Source organism: Labilithrix sp. (assembly GCA_019637155.1).
Classification (GTDB): Bacteria; Myxococcota_A; Polyangia; order Polyangiales; family Polyangiaceae; genus Labilithrix.
Genome location: JAHBWE010000007.1, coordinates 329,059 through 348,273 on the forward strand (window position 1 = coordinate 329,059; position 19,215 = coordinate 348,273).

At 71.0% G+C, this 19,215-nt stretch carries 12 protein-coding genes; 5 read left to right on the plus strand and 7 right to left on the minus strand.

Annotated elements, in window-relative coordinates; genetic code table 11:
• Positions 1-48 precede the first annotated feature (48 nt).
• Entirely contained in the window at positions 49-2,367 is a 2,319-nt protein-coding gene (locus KF837_17195; protein MBX3229062.1) for a response regulator, read from the plus strand.
• On the opposite strand, the gene KF837_17200 is transcribed toward KF837_17195, so the two are convergent.
• Together KF837_17200 and KF837_17205 are read right to left on the minus strand one after the other, a co-directional pair.
• Positions 2,347-4,137 (minus strand): response regulator, encoded by a 1,791-nt coding sequence (locus tag KF837_17200; protein ID MBX3229063.1) that lies wholly within the window; start codon positions 4,135-4,137, stop codon positions 2,347-2,349. The two genes, KF837_17195 and KF837_17200, sit on opposite strands and share 21 nt — an antisense overlap.
• 8 nt (positions 4,138-4,145) lie before the next feature.
• Entirely contained in the window at positions 4,146-4,559 is a 414-nt protein-coding gene (locus KF837_17205) for a response regulator (protein ID MBX3229064.1), read from the minus strand.
• Between the two features lie 189 nt (positions 4,560-4,748).
• Here KF837_17205 and KF837_17210 point away from each other — a divergent pair, with 189 nt between their 5' ends.
• On the plus strand, positions 4,749-5,996 hold the full coding sequence (locus KF837_17210) for a hydroxymethylglutaryl-CoA synthase (GenBank protein ID MBX3229065.1): 1,248 nt from the start codon (positions 4,749-4,751) through the stop codon (positions 5,994-5,996).
• Positions 5,997-6,008: 12 nt separating this feature from the next.
• Here the strand turns inward: KF837_17210 and KF837_17215 are convergent, their stop codons facing one another.
• Positions 6,009-6,890, minus strand: a complete 882-nt coding sequence (locus KF837_17215; GenBank protein MBX3229066.1) for a hypothetical protein — start codon at positions 6,888-6,890, stop codon at positions 6,009-6,011.
• A 136-nt stretch (positions 6,891-7,026) separates the two neighbouring features.
• On the opposite strand from KF837_17215, the gene KF837_17220 reads away from it, so the two are divergent.
• Complete coding sequence (locus tag KF837_17220) at positions 7,027-7,884, plus strand: fatty acid desaturase (GenBank protein MBX3229067.1); 858 nt, start codon at positions 7,027-7,029, stop codon at positions 7,882-7,884.
• Positions 7,884-8,687 (plus strand): PhnD/SsuA/transferrin family substrate-binding protein, encoded by an 804-nt coding sequence (locus KF837_17225; protein ID MBX3229068.1) that lies wholly within the window; start codon positions 7,884-7,886, stop codon positions 8,685-8,687. The genes KF837_17220 and KF837_17225 overlap by 1 nt, the downstream gene beginning before the upstream one ends.
• Here the strand turns inward: KF837_17225 and KF837_17230 are convergent.
• From KF837_17230 to KF837_17240, 3 genes are read right to left on the minus strand one after another with little or no spacing between them, the layout of a single operon-like run.
• The gene (locus KF837_17230; GenBank protein MBX3229069.1) at positions 8,684-10,624 is read right to left on the minus strand and encodes a chitobiase/beta-hexosaminidase C-terminal domain-containing protein; all 1,941 of its coding nucleotides are present in this window, start codon (positions 10,622-10,624) and stop codon (positions 8,684-8,686) included. The two genes, KF837_17225 and KF837_17230, sit on opposite strands and share 4 nt — an antisense overlap.
• A gap of 15 nt (positions 10,625-10,639) precedes the next feature.
• A complete protein-coding gene (locus KF837_17235) occupies positions 10,640-11,488 on the minus strand; it encodes a PEGA domain-containing protein (protein ID MBX3229070.1) in 849 nt (282 codons plus the stop codon).
• Positions 11,485-12,948: a protein kinase gene (locus tag KF837_17240; protein MBX3229071.1), complete on the minus strand. Its 1,464-nt coding sequence runs from the start codon at positions 12,946-12,948 to the stop codon at positions 11,485-11,487. The genes KF837_17235 and KF837_17240 overlap by 4 nt, the downstream gene beginning before the upstream one ends.
• A 258-nt stretch (positions 12,949-13,206) precedes the next feature.
• Between KF837_17240 and KF837_17245 the strand changes: the two genes are divergently transcribed.
• Positions 13,207-14,664, plus strand: coding sequence for a hypothetical protein (locus KF837_17245; GenBank protein MBX3229072.1), 1,458 nt, complete (start codon positions 13,207-13,209; stop codon positions 14,662-14,664).
• Positions 14,665-14,771: 107 nt separating this feature from the next.
• Here KF837_17245 and KF837_17250 read toward each other — a convergent pair whose 3' ends face one another.
• Positions 14,772-19,001: a hypothetical protein gene (locus tag KF837_17250; GenBank protein MBX3229073.1), complete on the minus strand. Its 4,230-nt coding sequence runs from the start codon at positions 18,999-19,001 to the stop codon at positions 14,772-14,774.
• Between the last annotated feature and the right edge of the window lie 214 nt (positions 19,002-19,215).

Sequence of the window (19,215 nt, forward strand, 5' to 3'; positions counted from 1 at the left end):
CCGGGGGAAGTAGCCTTCCACCGCCGCGTGCTCCTACGATGGGGCCCCGTGAGCTCCATGAAGTCCTTCAAGGCGTCCCACGCCATGCTTCCGCGCAGCGTCCTCGTGCTGCTCGCCGTGCCCGAGGAGAGCCGCGGTCCGCTCACCGCCGAGCTCGTCGCCGCGGGGCACGTCGTCCGCAACTGGCAGCCCGACGAGCCGGTGCCGCCGCAGGCGGCCGTCGCGATCGTCGACGGCCTCGCCGGGATCGAAGCGGCGAGCCAAGCGCAGTGTCACCTCCTCGCGCTGCTCGACGCGAGCGAGACGAGCCGCTTCCTCGACTTCGTGCGCCTGCCCTCGGACTTCGTCCTCAAGCCCACGCGCCACGACGAGGTCGCCGCGCGCGTCACCCACCTCGCCGTCCAGCCGACGTGGCGCGAGCGCACGATGCATCGCCTCTTCGCCCTCGCGATCGAGCGCACGAGCGACGTCATCGAGGTGACCGATCCGCAGGCGCGCTTCCAGTACGTGAACCCGGCCTACGAGCGCACGCTCGGCATCCCCCGCAGCGAGGCGATCGGCAAGACGCCCGCCGAGCTCGTCCGCAGCGACTACCACCCGCCCGAGTTCTGGAAGAAGCTCGACGAGACGCTCCAGCGCGGCGAGACCTACCAAGGCACGCTCGTCTCGCGATCGCGCGCCGGACGCCAGGTCCACCTCGACACCACCATCACCCCGATCGCGGACCGGCGCGGGCGCTTCACCCACCACGTCGGCGTGAAGCGCGACATCACCGAGCGCCTCGAGCGCGCGGAGGCGATGCTGCAGGCGAACCGCGCGCTCGAGAAGGCGCGCGACGCCGCGCTCGCCGCGAGCCGCGCGAAGAGCGAGTTCCTCGCGAACATGAGCCACGAGCTGCGCACGCCGCTCAACGCGATCATCGGCTACAGCGAGATGCTGATGGACGACCTGGGCGACCCCACCTCCCAGATGCACGAGGACCTGAAGCGCATCCGCAGCGCGGGCGGGCACCTCCTCACCCTCATCGACGACGTCCTCGACATCTCGAAGATCGAGGCCGATCGCGTCGACATCCTGACCGAGAACATCGCCGTCTCCGATCTCGTCGGCAGCGTCGAGGAGACGATCCGGCCGCTCGCGGAGGCGAACAAGAACCAGTTCGTGGCGACGATCGAAGAAGGCGTCACCCTCGTGCGCGCCGACCGCACGCGCCTCCGCCAGGTCCTCTTCAACCTCGTGAGCAACGCGAACAAGTTCACGAAGGGCGGCACCGTCTCGCTCACCGCCCGCAGCATCGAGAAGGACGGCGCGCGCTGGGTCGAGCTCGACGTCACCGACACCGGCATCGGCATCACGAAGGAGCAGCAGGCGAAGCTCTTCCAGCCCTTCGTCCAGGCCGACTCGTCGACGACGCGCGAGTACGGCGGCACCGGCCTCGGCCTCGTCATCTGCAAGCGCCTCACCGAGATGATGGGCGGCTCGATCGAGCTCGAGAGCGAGAAGGGACGCGGCACCACGATCCGCGTCTGCATCCCGCCCGGGGACACGAAGCCGGACTCCGAAGCGCCGATGCGCGACGACGACGCCGGCCACGCGCCGGTGGTCCTCGTCATCGACGACGAAGAGAACGATCGCGAGCTCGTCGCGCGCGTCCTCGCGAAGCGCGGCTTCCACGTCGAGGTCGCCTCGAGCGGGCAGGCCGGGATCGAGCTCGCCGCGCGCCTCAAGCCCGCCGCGATCGTCCTCGACGTGAACATGCCGCGCATGAGCGGCTGGGACGTCCTCTCCGCGCTCAAGCTCTCGGAGAAGACGTCGTCGATCCCCGTCGTCATGCTCACGGTGATGCACCAGGAGGAGATCGGGCGCGCGCTCGGCGCGGTGGACTACCTGATCAAGCCGCTCCAGCCCCGCGCGCTCGTCGAGGTCCTGCGCCGCCACGTCCCGACCGACACCGGGCGCGTCCTCGTCGTCGAGGACGACGAGCCCACGCGCGAGCTGATGACGCGCACGCTCCGCTCCGCCGGCCACGTCGTCGTCGAGGCGGAGAACGGGAAGATCGCGCTCGATCGCCTCGCCGAGGCCGCCCCGCAGGTGATCGTGCTCGACCTCATGATGCCGGTCATGGACGGCATGATGTTCCTCCACCACCTCCGCGCGATGGAGGCGTACGCGAACGTCCCCGTCATCGTCGCGACCGCGCAGATCCTCACCGACGCCGACCGCGCCCAGCTCGCGGCGAGCGCGCAGCAGATCATCGAGAAGAAGGCGCACAGCCGCTCCGAGCTGCTCTCGCTCATCGCCGACGAGATCCGCGCGCGGATCGGAGAGGGCGCCCCGCTCTCGGAGTCAGAGGTAACGAGCGAGTAGGTACGAGACGAGCGTGGTCACGATCGCGAGGAGCGCGATGCGCTCCCACGTCGGGCGGTAGCGCGCGACGGCGGCGGGCTTCGCGGGCGCGGGCGCCGCGGGCGGGGGCGGCTCGAGCGGGACGACCGACTCCACCGTCGCGGCGGTGCCGGAGACGGCGACGGCCGGCTCGGGTGCGACGAGGAGCTTCTGCCCGACCTCGGTGTTCGCGACCGTCGCGGGCCCCACCGGCGGCGCGCGCTCGGAGCGCTCGATGCTGACGTGGAGGACGTCGTCGCTCGACGGCGGCCCGAGCGACACCTTCGCGAACTGATCGGTCCAGCGGCGCGCCCCGCGATCGGTCGCGAACGGGAGGAGCGCGCGGCCGAACGCCATCACCGACGAGTGCCGGCTCTCGCGCTCGGCCGCGAGCGCGCGCGAGACGACCGTGACGAGGGCGGGCTCGAGGCCGGGCTTCGCGTCGGCGAGCGGCGTGAACGTGCCCGCGAGGACGTTGCTCACGAGCTCGAGGAAGCTCTCACCGCTGTAGAGCGGTCGCCCGGTCAACATCTGGTAGAGGACGGCGGCGGCGGAGAACTGGTCCGCGCGCGCGTCGAGGTCCTTCTTCCCGAACGCCTGCTCGGGCGGCATGTACTGCGGCGTGCCGATGAGCGACGAGGTGACGGTGAGGTCGCTCTTGTCCTGCGTCGTGAGCTTCGCGATGCCGAAGTCGAGCACCTTCGGCTCGATCCCGCCGCGGTCGTCGGCCGAGAGCATGATGTTGCTCGGCTTCACGTCACGATGCACGACGCCCTTCTCGTGCGCGGCGTGGAGCGCGCTGAGGACCGGCAAGATGAGGTCCACCGCGCGCGACGGCGCGAGCGGCGCTTCCCGATCGATGAGATCGGCGAGCGACTCCCCGGCGAGGAGCTCCATCACGATGTACGGGACGTTCATCGGATCGCCGTCGGGCTGGCGCTTCCGTGTCTGCGACGCCGTCGCGGCGGGATCATCCGCGGCGTCCTTGAGCGGCGTGCTCGGCGGCGCGCTCGGACGCACCGACACGCTGCCGGAGTCGATCAAGCGGACGACGTTCGGGTGATTGAGCTCGCCGATCAGCTTGCTCTCGCGCTCGAAGCGCTCGAGGTGGACGCGATCGCTCCGCGCGCCGAGCACGTCGGGGCGGAGGTGCTTGAGCGCGACCTCCCGGTTCGTCGAGATCTGGCGCGCCTTGTAGACGACGGCGAAGCCGCCCTCGCCCCGCTTCTCGAGGATCTCGTAACGACCGCAGAGCACGGTGCCGGGCGCGATGCCGAACGTCACGTCGACCTTCGTCGCCGCGGCGGCGGCCGCCTTCGCCGCCTCCGCCTTCATCGCGAGGTGCGTCTCGAGGCGCGCGAGGAGGACCGGGAAGTCGATCGGCTTCGTGACGTAGTCGTTCGCGCCCTTCTTGAGCGCGTCGACGACGGAGGAGCTGTCGTCCTTCGCCGTCGCCATGATGACGGCGAGCTGCGTCTTCGCGTGCTTCTCGCGCAGCTTGGTGAGCACCTCGATGCCGCTCATGCCCGGCATCATGACGTCGAGGAGGATCGCGTCGTAGGTGACCTTCGCGCACGCCTCGAGCGCGGACGGACCGTCGGAGGCGATGTCGACCTGGTAGCCCTTGCTCTTGAGGCGGCGCGAGAGGAGGTTCGAGTTGTCGTCGTTGTCGTCGACGACGAGCAAGCGCATCGGCTGCGACGGGGGCTTCCCCGACGACGGCTTCGACGACGACACGACGGGCTCGCTCATGGCCCTCTTCACGCCCCCTTCGCCGGTGGCTGGGGCATCGCGGAGCCGCCGTGCGGCTGGGCGAGGAGGGCCGTCATCTTGGTGATGAGCCGCTCGATGTCGACCGGCTTGGTGTCGAAGTCGTCGCAACCCGCCTCGGTCGCCTTCCGCCGATCCTCGGCCATCGCGTGCGCGGTGAGCGCGATGATGCGCATCGTCGCGCAGCTCGCGTCCGCGCGGAGCTGCCGCGTCGCCTCCCACCCGTCGATCTCGGGGAGGCTCATGTCCATGAGCACGAGGTCGGGCTTCTCCGCGCGCGCCTTCGCGACGCCTTCGGTCCCCGTCGTCGCGAGGATCACCTCGAACCCTCGCCGCGACAGCCGCCGCGCAAGCATGTCACGGTTCATCTCGTTGTCTTCGACGAGCAGGATCCTGGGAGGCATGCGGTAGCCCGACCAAAGAGGTTACGACACCCGGCGCGGAAGCGCTCGCCGTCGAGCATCGCGGCTTCCTCGTACCGTCGTCCTACCTTGGCGCACGAGGTGCACTATCGCGCCGCGCCGCCCCGACCGTTCGCGGCGCGTTCCGGACCGGCCGGGGATCTCCGCGTTGCCGTGCTCGCGCGCCACGTCATGTTCATCCTCATGAACCGTTCGTCCGTTGGTATCGACGCCCTCGCGATCGCCGCGCCCCGCACCTTCCTCGAGCTGACCGATCTCGCCGCGGCGCGCGGCGTCGCCCCCGAGAAGTACACGAAGGGCCTCGGCGCCGTTCGGATGGCGATCGCGGATCGGCACGAAGATCCGGTGACCCTCGCCGCCGACGCGGCGCTCCGCATGTTCGCGCGGAGCGGCGCGGATCCGGCGCGCGTCGGGTTCTGCGCGGTGGGCACGGAGACGGCGGTCGACCACTCGAAGCCGGTCGCCTCGTACGTGCACGGTCTCCTCGGGCTGCCGCGCGCGGCGCGGGTCTACGACGCGAAGCACGCGTGCTTCGGGGGGACCGCGGCGCTCCTCGCCGCGTGCGAGTGGATCGCGAGCGGCGCGGCGAAGGGACGGACCGCGCTCGTCGTCTGCTCCGACATCGCGCGCTACGCCCTCGGCTCGCCGGGGGAGCCGACCCAAGGCGCCGGCGCGGTCGCGATGCTCGTCTCCGAGAGCCCGCGCCTGCTCGAGATCGAGATCGGCAACACCGGGAGCTACGCGCGCGACGTGCACGACTTCTGGCGCCCGCTGAACCGGCGCGACGCGCTCGTCGACGGACACTTCTCCGTCTCCTGCTACCTCGACGCGCTCGCGGGAGCGTACGGCGCGTTCGCGACGGAGGACCGCGGCGCGCCGCTCGCCCGCTGCGCGTATCACGTGCCGTACGTGAAGATGGCGATGAAGGCGGACCGCCATCGCGCCGCGATCGAGGGCCTGAGCGAGGAGGAGGCGGAGCGGCGCTTCGCGCGCGAGGTGCGCCCGTCGCTCGCGTTCGCGGCCGAGGTCGGCAACGTCTACACCGGCTCGCTCTACATGGCCGTCGCGTCGCTCCTCTCCGCGGAGGCGGACGCGCTCGAAGGCGAACGCGTCGGCCTCTTCAGCTACGGCTCGGGGTGCGTCGCCGAGTTCTTCGCCGCGCGCGTCGCGCGAGGAGCCGGCGCGTTGGTCCGCGCGCTCGATCTCGGCGCCCCGCTCCGCGATCGCGTGCGCCTCTCGATCGAGCAGTACGAGGCGATCCGCCGAGCGGAGAGCGACGAGGTCGTGGTCGGCGATAGGGACGTGAACCTCGGTGAGCGCGCGGTGTTCCTGGGGATCGATTCTGCGGAGCGGCGAGCTTACTCGGTCAACGTCGAGGGCTTTGCCCCCGACGCCTCCTCGGGTCGCTTCGCTGCGTGACGTCACCGGGTCTCACTCCGCGGTGATGACGACGTCGTCGATCCAGACCGTCGCGCTGGTGGTCTGGTAGAGGAGCGCGGCGCCGAGCTCGATCGTCGCGGTGGTCGGCCGCGGCCACGCATAGGGGAGCTCGACGTTCGAGAGGTACGTGACGCCGTCGACGCGAGCGTCGATCCGAGAGGTCGTCGTCGTCAGCTTGATGACGACGTGGTGCCAGACGTTCTGCGTGAGCGCGCCGCGTCTCGGCTCGAAGATGTTGCCGTACTCCTGAAAGTACGACTGCTGCGTCGAGACGAAGAAGAAGAAGTCCTCCCCCGGCGGATCCGGCGGCGTGATCCGGAACGGCGAGACGACGCTGCCGCCGGCGCTGGGGAGGCCGTCGAAGCGAACCCAGAAGTCGACCGTCAGCGACGTGTTCACGACCACGTTCTTCCGCACGATCGCCGGATTGCCCATCGTGCTCACCGCGCGCAGCGAACGCGGCGACGAGTGGGCCGGCGGCGCGTTCACGAGAAGGACCGACGCCCCCAAACCGAGCGCCGGCGGCTCCCATCCTGCCGGCACGCTCGCGTCGGCCGGATCGTCGAAGTCCGCGCAGAACGTCGCGGTCGAGCCGGTGCAGAACGTCGTCGGCCCCGTCGCGTCGCGGACGTCCGGCTCCGCGTCGCGGACGTCGGCTCCCGCGTCGCGGACGTCCGGCTCCGCGTCGCGGACGGAGGGCGCCGCGGTGTCGCCGTCGAACGCGTCCGGCGACGCCGGCGCGTCGGGGAGCGAAGCCGCCGCGGCGTCGTCCTCCCCCGCGTCGATCGCGTCCGGCGACGCGCCGACGATCGAGAGCCCGCACGCCATCGTGGAAGCCACCGCGACGACGACGACGCCCCGCACCCTCCTCATCCGACGCAGCGTAGCGCAAGAGCCGCGCGCATATCGTTCGCTATAGTGAAGCCAACTTCACGCAATCAACACCACACCTCGTTGCATCCGCTACGATCGTTGCGCACTTCGTTAAACAAGATATATATCCATTATAATGACAGGCCGATCGCCGACGACGAGGAGCGCGCTCGGCGCGTGGTTCATGCGCGTGCATGGGCCGACCTGGATCGTGGCCGTGACGATCTACGGCTCTTGGATCGGGCTCACGCTCGCCCACGCTCGCGTGCCGCTGCCGATGCTCGCCGTCCTCGGCGGCGTCGTGATCGCGTGGCACGGCTCGCTCCAGCACGAGACCATCCACGGCCATCCGTCGGGGCCGCGCTGGCTCGGCCGGGCGCTCGGCGCGCCGCCGCTCTCGCTCTGGCTGCCGTACGAGATCTATCGCGACACGCATCGACGGCATCACGCGACGCACCGGCTCGCGGATCCCGCTCACGATCCCGAAGCTCCGACGGAGCAGAGCGCGCTCGGTCGCCTCGTCCTCGGGCCACCGCGGACGATCGGGGCGTTCCTCTGGAGCGAGCTCGGCGCCGTCGTCCGGGGAGAGCCGGGGCACCGGAGGGCGTGGGCCCTCCACGCCCTCGCCGTCGCCCTCGTGCTCCTCTGGCTCGTCGTCGTGGCGCGTCTCCCCTTGTGGAAGTACGTGCTCGCCTTCGTCTATCCCGGCGCGTCGCTCACGCTGCTGCGTTCCTTCGCCGAGCATCGCGCCGACGTCGTGCCCGAGCGGCGAACGACCGTCGTCGAAGCCGGCCTGTTCTTCCGCCTGCTCTTCTTGAACAACAACCTCCACGTCGCGCACCACGCCGCGCCGCGCGCGCCCTGGTTCGAGCTCCCCCGCCTCTGGGCGGAGCAGCGAGCCTCGGTCGCCGCCCGCGCGCCGGACCTGATCCACGCGGGATACTCGGCGATCGTCCGAGCGCGGCTGCTGCGACGGACGGACGAGGCGGCCTGATGGCGGAGCGGCTCGCGAGCCTCGCGATGTACGACGGCGGAGAGCTCGCCGCCGCGAACGACGTGCTCTGGAGCGCCGTCGCGCGCCGGCTCGAGCGCCTCGGCATGCGCGAGGTCCCGCGCCGGCTCGAGCGCGATCGCGCGCTCGACGACGTCTGGTCGAGCGATCGCCTCCTGTTGGGGCAGACCTGCGGCTACCCGTTCGCCGCTCGCTTCCGCGGGCGGCTGCGTCTGATCGCGACCCCGCGATACTCCGCGCCCGGCTGCACCGAGAGCGGGCATCGGACCTTCGTCGTCGTCCACGCCCGCTCCACCGCGCGGAGCCTCTCCGCGCTCCGCGGGACCCGCGCCGTGATCAACGACGTCGAGTCGATGACGGGGCGGCACCTGCTCGGGGACGCGATCGCCGCCGCGGGCGGCGCACGCGGCTTCTTCGCGAGCGTCGAGGTGAGCGGGAGTCACGCGCGCAGCCTCGCGTCGGTCGCCGCGTGCGCGGCCGACGTCGCGGCGATCGACTGCGTCTCCTTCGCTCACCTCGCGCGCGCGGCCCCGGAGATGGTCGCCGAGACGCGGATCATCCACCGTACGCGGCGAACGCCGGCGCTGCCCTTCGTCATCTCTTCCGCGTGCGGCGACGTCGCCTCGTCACTCGTCACGCGCGCCCTCGTCGACGCCCTCGCCGACCCGTCCACCGCCGACGCCCGCCGCGCCCTCATGCTCGTCGGCGTGAAGCGCCTCGCCCCGAGCGCCTACGACGGCACGCTCGCCGTCGCCGCGAACGCCGACCGAGTCTTCGACGCCTAAGGGCACGTGATCGTCTGGCGGAGCGTGACGGTGCGGACGAGGCTGTTCGGAGCGAAGGTGAAGTTGACGGTCTCGGCGATGTCGTCGAGCGAGTCCGGGGCCGCCGGCACCGGCTTCGGGGTGACGGTGATCGTCGCGTTGGCCTGTATCGATCCGCTCGCGGGCGCGACGGTGAAGCTCGCCGGCGTGTCGGACGAGTAGGTCGTGGCCGCGCCCGTGTTCGAGAGCGAGAACGTCTTCGCCGCCGCCTGCTGCCCGCACTTCGTCGGGCCGAACGTGACCTCGTCCGGCCCGTCGAACGCGTTCGCCGTCACGCTGTAGAGCTGGAACTGCGTGATCTGGGCCGGCTCGTACCTCGACGAGAAGCAGCGCGCCTTGACGTTGCGGTTGATGACGGTGGCCCCGATGCTGATCGCGCCCGGCGTGTAGAGCGTGCTCGACGCCGTCGGCTCGCTCGCGTCGGTCGTGAACCGGACCTCCGCGCCCGGCGTCTTGCACGAGAGCTTGACGTCGATCGTGTGGCCGTAGTTCCCGCCGAGCGGGCTGAAGGTGACGTTCGACACGCGCGGCCGCGTCACCGTGACGGCGTAGCGGGCCGTCTTCGTGCCGTCCCCCGAGGTCACGGTGTACGTGACGGGGCTCGTGAAGTTCTGCGCCGTGCCGGCCGGAGGATCGATCGTCTTTCCGATCCACTGGATCTCGGGGGTGAGGTTCGTCAGATCGGCGCCGGTCTCGAGCTTCACGTCGATGGACTCCGTCAAGGTCGAGACCATCCCCTCCACGCCGTTGATCTTGAACGATCGGATCTCCGCCGCGTCGGCGTCGACGATGACCGCGGTCACCGTGTAGTCGCGCGTCGAGCCGTCGTAGGCGGTGACGGTATACGTGACCGGGTTCGTGAAGTCTTGCGGCTGGAGGCTGGCGGGGCTGATGCTCTTTCCGACGAAGGCGATCGTCGGGACGAGGTTCTTGAGGTCGGGGGTGGCGCCGTACGGGAACTCGAGGTCGATCTCGTCGGCGCCGAAGGTGTAGAGCGTGACGGCGCCGGGGACGACGAACGACTCGATCCGCTTCGTGTCCGGCAGCGCGATCGACACGTGCACGGTGTAGACGCGCTCGCTGCCGTCCGCGGCGGTGACCGTGTACAGGACCTTCTTGTCGAAGTCCTGCGCCACGGACGGGTCGGGCTCGATCTTCGCGCCGCTCCACTTGATCGTCGGCACGAGCCCTTTGTCGTTCGTCCCCGGCGGGAGCGACACGAAGATGTCGCTCCCCGCGATCGTGCCCGTGACGCCGGCGACGGCGAAGGACAGGATCTCCTTCGCCCCCGGACCGGCGGGCACGCTCGATCCGTCGAGCGGCACGATCGGGAGCGCCGCGTCGCGCCCCGCGACCTGGTCGTAGGGCGGCAAGGTGTCGACGTCGACGATCGACGAGCCGCACAGGCCCGTCGCCGGCTGACAGCTCTCGCGCGGGAGCGGGCACGTCGAGACGTAGCGGCCGCTCGGATCGACCTCCACCTGGTACGCGCACGCCGCGGAGAGGACCATCGTCAGCGCGAGCACGCGATCGGAGGGGACGCGCACCTCGGCCTCCCGCAGCACGATCGGCGTGTCGCCCGCCGCGTCGATCTTGCGCCCGATCACGCGGACGAGGGCGTTCTGGCTCGGCGCGGTGCCCGCCGCGATCGTGATCGTCGCCGGCAGCGTGGCGTCGGCCGGCATCCGGTAGTCCTTCGCGATCAGCGGCTCGCCGAACGTCCCCGGCGTGACCTCCTGGCTTATCTCGACGCGGAACGCGTTCATGTCCTCGATCGAGAGATCGGTCGTGATGATGACGACGAGCCCGCCCTCGTTCGTCGTGCTGCCGCCGCAGGCGAAGAACCCGAGCGTCACGGTGAGCAAGAGCACGAGGAGAAAGACGAAGCGCTTCAGCATCTCTCTTCTCCTCCCTCAGCGAAAGGTCGCCATCCGGACGCCGCCGAGCGTGCCTTGCGGCGGCGGCACTTGCTTGTCGTCGGACGAGAACAGGAAGACGCCGCCGACGACGAGCGCCGCGACGACGACGACGGCCGCGCCGCCGACGACCCACGGCACGATCGATCGCTTCTCCGGCTCGAGCGTGACGTCGAGCGTCTCGGTCGCGCCGCTCTTCACCTCGACCGTCCTCGTCGACGTGATCTTGCCGCTCTCGGAGACCTTCACCTCGTGGCTGCCGGCCGAGACCGCGCCGTCGAAGCGGCCGATCGCGGTCGGCTTGCCGTCGATCGTGATCGCGGCGCCGCTGCCGCTCACGACGACGAGGCGACCCGTCGCGCCCTCCGCCTTCGGCGCCTCACCGAACTGGATGAGGACCTGGCGGTTCTTCTCGCCCTCGCGCAAGACGAGCTTCTCCGTCTGCGGCGGAGAGCCGGCGAGGACGAACGTGAACGTGTGCTCGCCCGGGTCGACGCTGATCGGCTTGCCGTCGACCTCCTTCGCGAGCGACTCGCCGTCCATCGACACGCTCACCGCGGTCGTGTCCTGCGCGCCGTCACGAGCGGTGAACGTGATGGTGGGGATCGCGGCCTCGAGCTCGGTGACGCGCAGGTTGCAGTCGTCGCGCACGAGGCGCGGACACGCCGCGTTCGTGCACTTGAGGAACGACGCGCGAGCAGCGCGCAGCGAGCCGCGCTTCTTCAGCGCGTCGCCCTCTTCGTTCGCGGAGATGCACTGCGCCTTCGTCGGGTTGGCCGCGCGGGCCGACCGGCCGACGAGCAGGATCGTGGCGACGACGACGACGAGCGCGAGCAGCTTCTTCAATTGAGACACTCCGGCTTCCAGCGCTTGTTCCCCTTCGCGTCGTAGGTGTAAGGCACGTTGCAGTCGGGTTGGGCGGCCGCCGGGGCGGGGCGCGGGCGCGGCGGAGCAGGGCGCGCCGACACCGCCGGCTTCGGCGCGAGCGATGGCGCCGGGGTCGGCGCGGACGCGCTCGCGATCGCGGTCGGGGTCTCGACCGGCGCGGCGGGGGGAGGCGGCGGGGTCGCGACCGCGACGCTCGGCGACGCGACGGCGTCGTGCGCGGAGGGCGCCGGCGAGAGCTTCGGAACGACGACGAAGATGACGACGATCGTCGTGAGCACCGCGACCGCCGCGACGAGCGCGATGACGAGCGCGTGGCTCGTGGCCGGAGGCGGGAGCGTCACCACCGGCGCGGGCATGCTGTCGCCCGCGGCCCACGCCTTGCCGGTCGTCATCATGCCGATCGGACCGGTCCGCGGCGTGATGACGGCGATGGGCAGCGACGGGCCGGTGGGATCCATCGGCATCGTCCGCGCGCTCTCCGCGGCGGTCGGCGGCTTCGACGCGCGCGGGACGCCGGCGGCGCGGTAGACGCCGAAGATGCGCTCGGCCGAGGCGCGGCCCGCGAGCGACGCGAAGGAGTGGAGCTCCATCGCGAGCGCGGCGACGTCGGGGTAGCGGTGCGCCGGCTCCTTCTGGAGGCATCGCTCGATCGCGGCTTCGAGGCCGGGCGGGACGTCGGGGCGGAGCGTGCGGACGGGGACCGGCGGGTCCTGGAGGATCGTCGCGCAGAGCTCGGGCAGCGTCGTCCCGCTGAACGGCGGCGCGCCGGTCAGGAGCTCGTGGATGATCACGCCGAGCGCCCAGATGTCGGTGCGCGCGTCGACGTCGCGGAGCGAGCGCATCTGCTCCGGGGCCATGTAGAGCGGCGATCCGAGGACGGCGGAGTTGGTCTTCGTGACGCCGAGGTCCGCGCCGCCTTCGCCGGTGACCTTCGAGATGCCGAAGTCGAGCACCTTCACGAGCGGCGTCTGATCGGCGCGGCGAGCGATGAAGAGGTTCGCCGGCTTGAGGTCGCGATGGACCATCCCCTGGACGTGCGCCTCGGCGAGCGCCTCGCAGGCCTGGAGGACGAAGTCGACCGCGTCCGAGACGGACTGCGGGCCCTGGTTTCGGAGGAAGGCGTCGAGGTCGGTCCCCGCCAGGTACTCCATGACCATGAACGGCGCGCCGTTCTCGAGCTCGCCCACGTCGAGGATGCGAACGACGTGCTCGCTCCGGATCTTGCGCGCGGCCTTGGCTTCGCGCTGGAAGCGCGCGACGAGCTCGCTCTCCTTCGCGAGGTGCGCATGGAGAAACTTCACCGCGACCGGCTCGTCGATCTGCAGGTGCGTGGCCGCGACCACCACCCCCATCCCGCCCTCGCCCAGGATCTTGTCGACCCGGTACTTCCCGGCGAGGACCGATCCGACGACCGTCATGACCGCCGATTCTAGCCGGAGTCGACCGGACGCATCTTCCGATCATCTCTGGATCGCGGAAGGCCCCATCGATCTGAAATGACGAGCAAAGTGCGGGTGCGCTGCTGGCGGAGTTTTCTGCTCATGCTTTGCTGAAGGGGCCGTGATGGCGCTCGCGACGAGAGGTCGCCGAGCGTGACGTCGCGTGCGGAGGGAGACGGGATGCAAGCGAGGACCACCGCTGTGCGGTTCGTGGTGCGTGCACGGCTCGGAGCCGCGTTGGGGGCGAGCGTCGCCGCCGGCGCGCTCTTCGCGTGCAGCAGTGACGAGGCGAGGCACGCGCCCGCGCCGGCGCCCGCGCCGGGGGAGGTTCGCGCGGAGGCGCCCGCGCGCGAGACGCCTGCGCGCGAGACGCCCGCGAGCGAGACGCCCGACAACGGGCGCGCCGGTGTCTGTGGCGAGGGTGATGACGCGGTGCTCGACGTGCTGTGCGGCGACGCGAAGCCGACGAGCCTCCTCGAGCTTCGCGAGCGGCTCGGCCTCGTCGGCGAGGATCGCTCGCACCTCCTTGGAGCGATCGCGAGCACGACGTCGCTCGCCGTGCGCACCGTGTCCGAGGCGAACCCGCGCGTGATCTTCTATGGCTCGGATGCGCGCTCACGCTCCGTCTACCTCGCCTTCGCGCGCGGCGCCGCCGTCGTCGAGCTCGCCGCCGCCGATCGCCGGACCGGAGAGCTCACCTTCTACCTCGTCCGCTTCGAGCCGCGCTCGGGTCCCGACTCGCTGTTCCTCCCGGCGATGGAGAGCGACTGGACCAACGTCACCTTCGCGCGCGACGAGGACCTCGAAGACACGGCGTCCGACTGCCTCGGTTGCCACCGCCCCGACGGACCCGGCACCAAGAAGCGCGTGATCTTCCGCGAAGACGAGCAGCCCTGGCTGCACTGGATCGGCGACAAGACCTACGCGTCGAGCGCGGGGTCCTGTACCCCGGAAGACTGCCCTTCGCGCGACTACGATCCTCGTGCCATGCGCGACCCCGGCGTCGCGGTCGCGGAGGCGTTCGCGAGCGTGCACCCTCTCGACGAGACGTACGCGTCGGTCCCCGTCCGCGAGTTGATCACACACCGGTACTACGGGCTCCACAACTTGCTCGAGCAAGACGGATTGAGCCGCGACGCGGGCGACTTCTTTCGCACGGCGACCGTCGTCGAGGAGGTGAACGCGTCGGCGCCGGGACAACCCTTCCTCAACGTGCCGATCGGCGTGAGCCCGACCTGGGACGCCAACCGCGCCGCGTCTCTGCGCGAGCGCGCGGTGCTGCCGTTCCCGTACCACGACGCGAAGGCGAGCGATCCCGCGCGGCTCGCGGACTACGCCGAGAAGTACCGCGCGATCGTCGCCGGAGAGGCGAGCGCGGCGACGCTGCCCTCCGCGCGCGAGCTGCTCCTCCCCGAGGCGCGCCGCGCGCTCCTCGTCGAGATGGAACCGGACCTGTCGGGCGACGAGGTCCTCGCTCGCGCCTGCTCGCAGTGCCACAACGAGGGCGTCCGCTCGGGCCTCCGCCGCAGCGGCTTCGACGCGAGGCACCCCGACCGCGCGAGCCGCGCGATGAAGGACGCCGCGATCGCGCGGATGCGCCTGCCGGCCGACGATCCGAGCCACATGCCTCCGGCCGTGTTCCGCGATCTCGACGACGCCTCGCGCGACGCCGCCATCGCGCGGCTCGAACGCTAGCGCGCGACGCGCACCTCGTCGTCGCAGCCGGTGACCCTCGCGACCGCGTCGAAGGTCCATTGCTTGGAGAGCCAACGCTCAGGCGCACGTTCCTCGTCCCGGAAGCGTCACGGCGACGGCATCGGAACGCCGAGCGTCTCTGCGAAGGCGCGGAAGGAGGGCGCGACGACGCGGTCGCCGAGCAGCACCGAGCCGTAGCGCTCGCCCGGCGCGGCCTCCTGCACGAGCGGATCGCCGTCGGCCGTGCGCGCGACGACGACGTTCGCTCCGACGGTGTCGGGATCGCCGCGGTCCTTCAAGCCGAGGACGCGCGCCACTACGACGCCGGCGGGGTGCGTGAACGGACCTTCGTGCCCCTCGACGTGGGCGCGGAGGTAGCGCACGTAGTCGATGAGCGGCGACGCGTACACCTCGTGGCCGTACGCCCATTTGTGGAGGCGCTCGAAGAAGCGCTCCTCCGCCGCCCGTTCTTTCTCGCGCTCGGCGTCGGCGGGGGGCGTTCCGCCGAGCTTCGTGATGGCGCTCGCGACGTAGCGCTCCAGGCGCAGGGCCTCGTAATGCATGTAAGGCGCATGCGACTCGTTCTCGCGCGCGATGTCGGCGAGGACGGGCAGCGCGCGTTCGTCGCCGTGATCGCCGAGCCAGAGGACCACGTTGTAGCGGTAGATCGTCGTCGGATCCGCGGCGAGGGCGAGGACCGCGTCGAAGCCGCCCTCGGCGTACATGCGATCGAGGAGGAAGCGATACGCAGGGCGCGGCGGAGGAAGGTCCGGGAACGTGCGCGCGGCCTCGTCGCGTTCGATCGGCTCGTCGACGTACGCGAGCCAACGGAGGCCGGCGCCGTCGGCGGTCGCTCCGGCGCGGAGCGCGCGGAGGACGCCGATCTTCAAGCGCTGGCGCACCGCCTCGTGGTCGCCGGCGCCCCAGTCCGCGAGCGTCGCCGGCGTCAGCAGCGGGACGAGCTCGCGCACGAGGACGTCGAGCCCCGCCTCGATCCCGAGGCGCTTCCACGCCGCGGCGGCGTGGAGGTACGCCGGCACGTTGGAGGTCACGTCCCGCTCCTGGCGCTCGCGCGCGAGGACGTCGCGCGCGATCTCCTGGATGCGCGGCAAGCTCGAGGGGAAGCGGACGGCGAGCTCGCTGAGGCAATGCAGGACGAAGGCGCCCTGCGACACGCCGAACGCCGCGGCGATCGGCTCGACGAGGTCCTCGGCGGCGTGCGCCGCGAGCGCGTCCGTCACCGTCCTCATCAGGGCATGCTCGCCGCCGGTGACGCCGACCGGCACCTTCGCGAGACGATGCGCGAGGCCGCGGAGCGCCTCCGGCGTCGCGATGCGCGCGAGCGCCTCGTTCACCGCAAAGGCGAGCTCGTCGTCGTCGGCGAGCTCCTCGAGGTCGAAGCCGTTCGCGGCGTACTCCGCGCGCGCGGCGGCGACCTCAGGCTCGAGCTTCGCTTCGTCCTCGGGCGGAGCGAGGAAGGCGAGGAGCTTCGGCACGCACGACGCGGCGCGCGCGGCGCCGAGCACGCGCGCGATCGCGGTGCGTTTCCACGTGTAGCGCTCCTCTTCGCCGAGGAGCGGCTCGAGCGCCGCGACGATGCGCTCGCGATCGACGGTCTGCCGAAGCGCGAGCGACGCGAGCGGATACGACACGTCGAAGCCCCACGTCGACGGCGCGGACGGCTCCGGCATCGCCGGGACGAGCGCCGTCTCGTCGTCTTCGTCCTCTTCGTCGTCCTCCTCGTCTTCCTCCTCCTCCTCGTCTTCGTCCTCTTCCTCTTCCTCGGGCTCCTCCGCCTCGGGATCGCGGACGAGCGCGCCGACGAGGAGCGGGACGAGGTCGAGGTGTCCGTGCTCGCCGAAGCACTCGCAGGCCTCGTCGCGCTTGAAGTCGAAGCGGGAGCCGTCGTGGGAGTAGCCACCGCCGAGGACGTAGTCGATGCAATCGAACCCGACGCCGAGGGAGGGATCGGCGCGGAGCTCGCGCGCGATCGCGTCGTGGTAGGGCGCGTCGGCGAGGTTCTTCCACGCGAGGTCGACGAGGCCGGCGCGCCCGCGGGCCTCCTTCTCGCGCGCGACGAGCTCCGCGATCTCGACGGCGCGCGCGGCCGCGGCGGCGCGGGCGGCCGCTCTCTCGGCGGCGCGTTCTTCCGCGCGTTGCGGATCGAGGTCGAGGGCGCGAATGGCGGCGAGGCGCGCGGGCCAGTCCTCGAATTCACCGAGCTTGGTGCGTCCGGCGCGCAGCTCGTCGATGAGCGCCACCGCGTCGCGCACGATGCGAGCGCGGTGCGCGCGGCCGATCGGGGCGAACCGCGCGTAGAGGTCCTCGTTGCCGAAGAGGTAGAAGCGCCAGAGGAGGTAGAGCGCGAGCGACATCTCGCGCGGCGCGCGGTCCACCATCTGCTCGAGGAGCTCGCCCTCGAGCAGCGGGTTGCCCTTCGCTGCCTCCGGGACGTCGGAGACGTCTTCGTAGCTCTCCTGCGCGAGCGCGATGCGGATCCATGCGCTGCGCGCGGCGGCGATCATGCCGCGGGGCAGCTCGGGCTGGTAGTGACCGCTCCGCGACCAGGTCGGCGGGAGCGGGAACTTGTCGCTCGTGAAGTGCCAGGTCGGGCGCACGTTCGGGCGGACGCGCTCGAGCGCCGCGAGGAACGCGCGCTCGGAGAGCTTCTCGCGCTCGAACGCCTCGAACAGCGCGCACATGAAGAAGAGCGACGAGAGGTCCTTCGCGACGATCATGTCGTACGCGTTGGTCTCGTGGTCGAAGCCGACGACCTCGCCGCGCTCGAGGTCGAGCATGTAGTGATCGCCGTTGCCCTGCGAGCCGATGTCGAGCAGGCCCGCGAGCGCGCGCTGCACCGTCTGGTTGTCTCCGTCGTCGATCGCGGCCTCGAAGAGGTTCGAGTCGCCGCCGCCGGGCCAGAAGCCGGCCGGATCGCGCTGACGGAAGTAGACGGTCCACTCGAAGAGCGCGGAGTCCATCTTCGGGTGCTTCTCCCAGAGCGCGAAGAACGCCTTCAGCTGCTCCGACGGCTCGACGCCGTAGATCTCCGCGTAGCGCGCGAGATCGGCGGGGCTCCCCGAGAGAACGAGCTCGTCTTCCTCCTCGTCCTCGTCCTCGTCGTCTTCGTCGCCCTCGTCTTCGTTCTCGTCCTCGTCGTCTTCCTCCTCCTCTTCTTCCTCTTCCTCCTCTTCTTCCTCTTCCTCCTCCTTGACCTCGACGAGGCGTGCGAGCACCTCGTCGGCGCCTTCGGTGAGGAAGGTCGAGGGGTCGGCGGCGAGGAAGAGCGCGTCGAGCTCGCCTTCCTTCGCGGCGAGGACGTCCTCCGCGCCCTCCCACGGGCCGCGACCGTCGGTGGCGACGCGCACGAGGAAGCCGTTGTTACCGGTGACGATCACGCCGCCGGCGCCGTCCGCGACGGCGCACGTGAAGTTGCGACGACCGACGAGCTTGCCGTAGTCGAGGTCGGACCCGTCGGCGTTCGCGAGGGGCACGCTGCGGAAGGTACGCCCGTCGTCACTCGAGACGCGCAGCGCACCGTCGCCGTTGTTCCCGACGAGGAGGATGTGCTCCTTGGCCCCGCGCTTGCTGCCATACGTCCGCCCAGGCGCGTGCCTCGATCCGCTCGCGCCCGCCCCGAGCGAGGCCCGCTCGCCGCCCGGCTCGAACGGGAGCAGCGCGATGTAGTTGCGCGTGTCGAGGTCGTCGAACGTCGGACCGGCGAGCTTTTCCCACGCGCCGCCCTCTGCGCGCCGGTAGGCGATGCCTTCGTTGCCGGCCGTGATGAGCGTCCCCTTGCTCGTGCGCACGAGCGCGTTGAGCGAGCCGTCGGCGTCGAGCTCGAGCACGAGCCCGTCCTTCGTGAGGCGCCAGAGCTTTCGCTCGAGGACGAAGAGCGTGCCGTCCACGACGACGACCCACGCGGCGCCCTCCGCGTTCGGCGGCGACACGTCGTTCCACGCTCCGCTGTCGCCGCGAAGCACGGTGCCCTCGTCGGTCGCGATCCAGAGCTCGCCGTCGTGACGCGCGACGGAGATGATGCGGCCTTTCGCCGGGAGCTTCTCGGACGTCCACGTCTCGCCGCGATCGGGCGAACGATACAGATGCCCCTCCTCACCGCCCGCGACGAGCGCGTCACCGTCGGCGACGAGCCCTTGGAGGAAGCTGTTCGCCGAGACCGTCCGCACGTGCAGGCGCTCGATCGCCTTCGCGCGCACGAGCTGCGTCTCGCCGAAGTCCCCCGCGAGCCCGAGGATGTCCGTCCCCGAGACGACGAGGTTGTCGGGCCCGTTGACGCGTGGGTTGGGAGCGCCAAAGAGCATCGCACGAAGAGTCATGGCCGCGACTCTACCGCCCCACGAGCCACGCCGGCCGAAGATCGCTCGGGGGCCACGTGGTGCAAGGCATTCCGGCGCGCGTACGAGCATGGCCTCCCCGACCGGCCATGCCCTCATTGCGCCGGCCCGTCGATCGCCCTTGGTCGAACGTTCAAAGCTCCTCCTCGCGCCGACGCGAAGCAGTGGGACAAAGTTCGATATCTCGTCGAGAACG

Coding starts and splice junctions, on each gene's coding strand:
- KF837_17200 (MBX3229063.1), bottom strand. CDS start 4,137: ATGAGCGAGCCCGTCGTGTCGTCGTCGAAGCCGTCGTCGGGGAAGCCC.
- KF837_17205 (MBX3229064.1), bottom strand. CDS start 4,559: ATGCCTCCCAGGATCCTGCTCGTCGAAGACAACGAGATGAACCGTGAC.
- KF837_17210 (MBX3229065.1), top strand. CDS start 4,749: ATGTTCATCCTCATGAACCGTTCGTCCGTTGGTATCGACGCCCTCGCG.
- KF837_17215 (MBX3229066.1), bottom strand. CDS start 6,890: ATGAGGAGGGTGCGGGGCGTCGTCGTCGTCGCGGTGGCTTCCACGATG.
- KF837_17220 (MBX3229067.1), top strand. CDS start 7,027: ATGACAGGCCGATCGCCGACGACGAGGAGCGCGCTCGGCGCGTGGTTC.
- KF837_17225 (MBX3229068.1), top strand. CDS start 7,884: ATGGCGGAGCGGCTCGCGAGCCTCGCGATGTACGACGGCGGAGAGCTC.
- KF837_17230 (MBX3229069.1), bottom strand. CDS start 10,624: ATGCTGAAGCGCTTCGTCTTTCTCCTCGTGCTCTTGCTCACCGTGACG.
- KF837_17240 (MBX3229071.1), bottom strand. CDS start 12,948: ATGACGGTCGTCGGATCGGTCCTCGCCGGGAAGTACCGGGTCGACAAG.
- KF837_17250 (MBX3229073.1), bottom strand. CDS start 19,001: ATGACTCTTCGTGCGATGCTCTTTGGCGCTCCCAACCCACGCGTCAAC.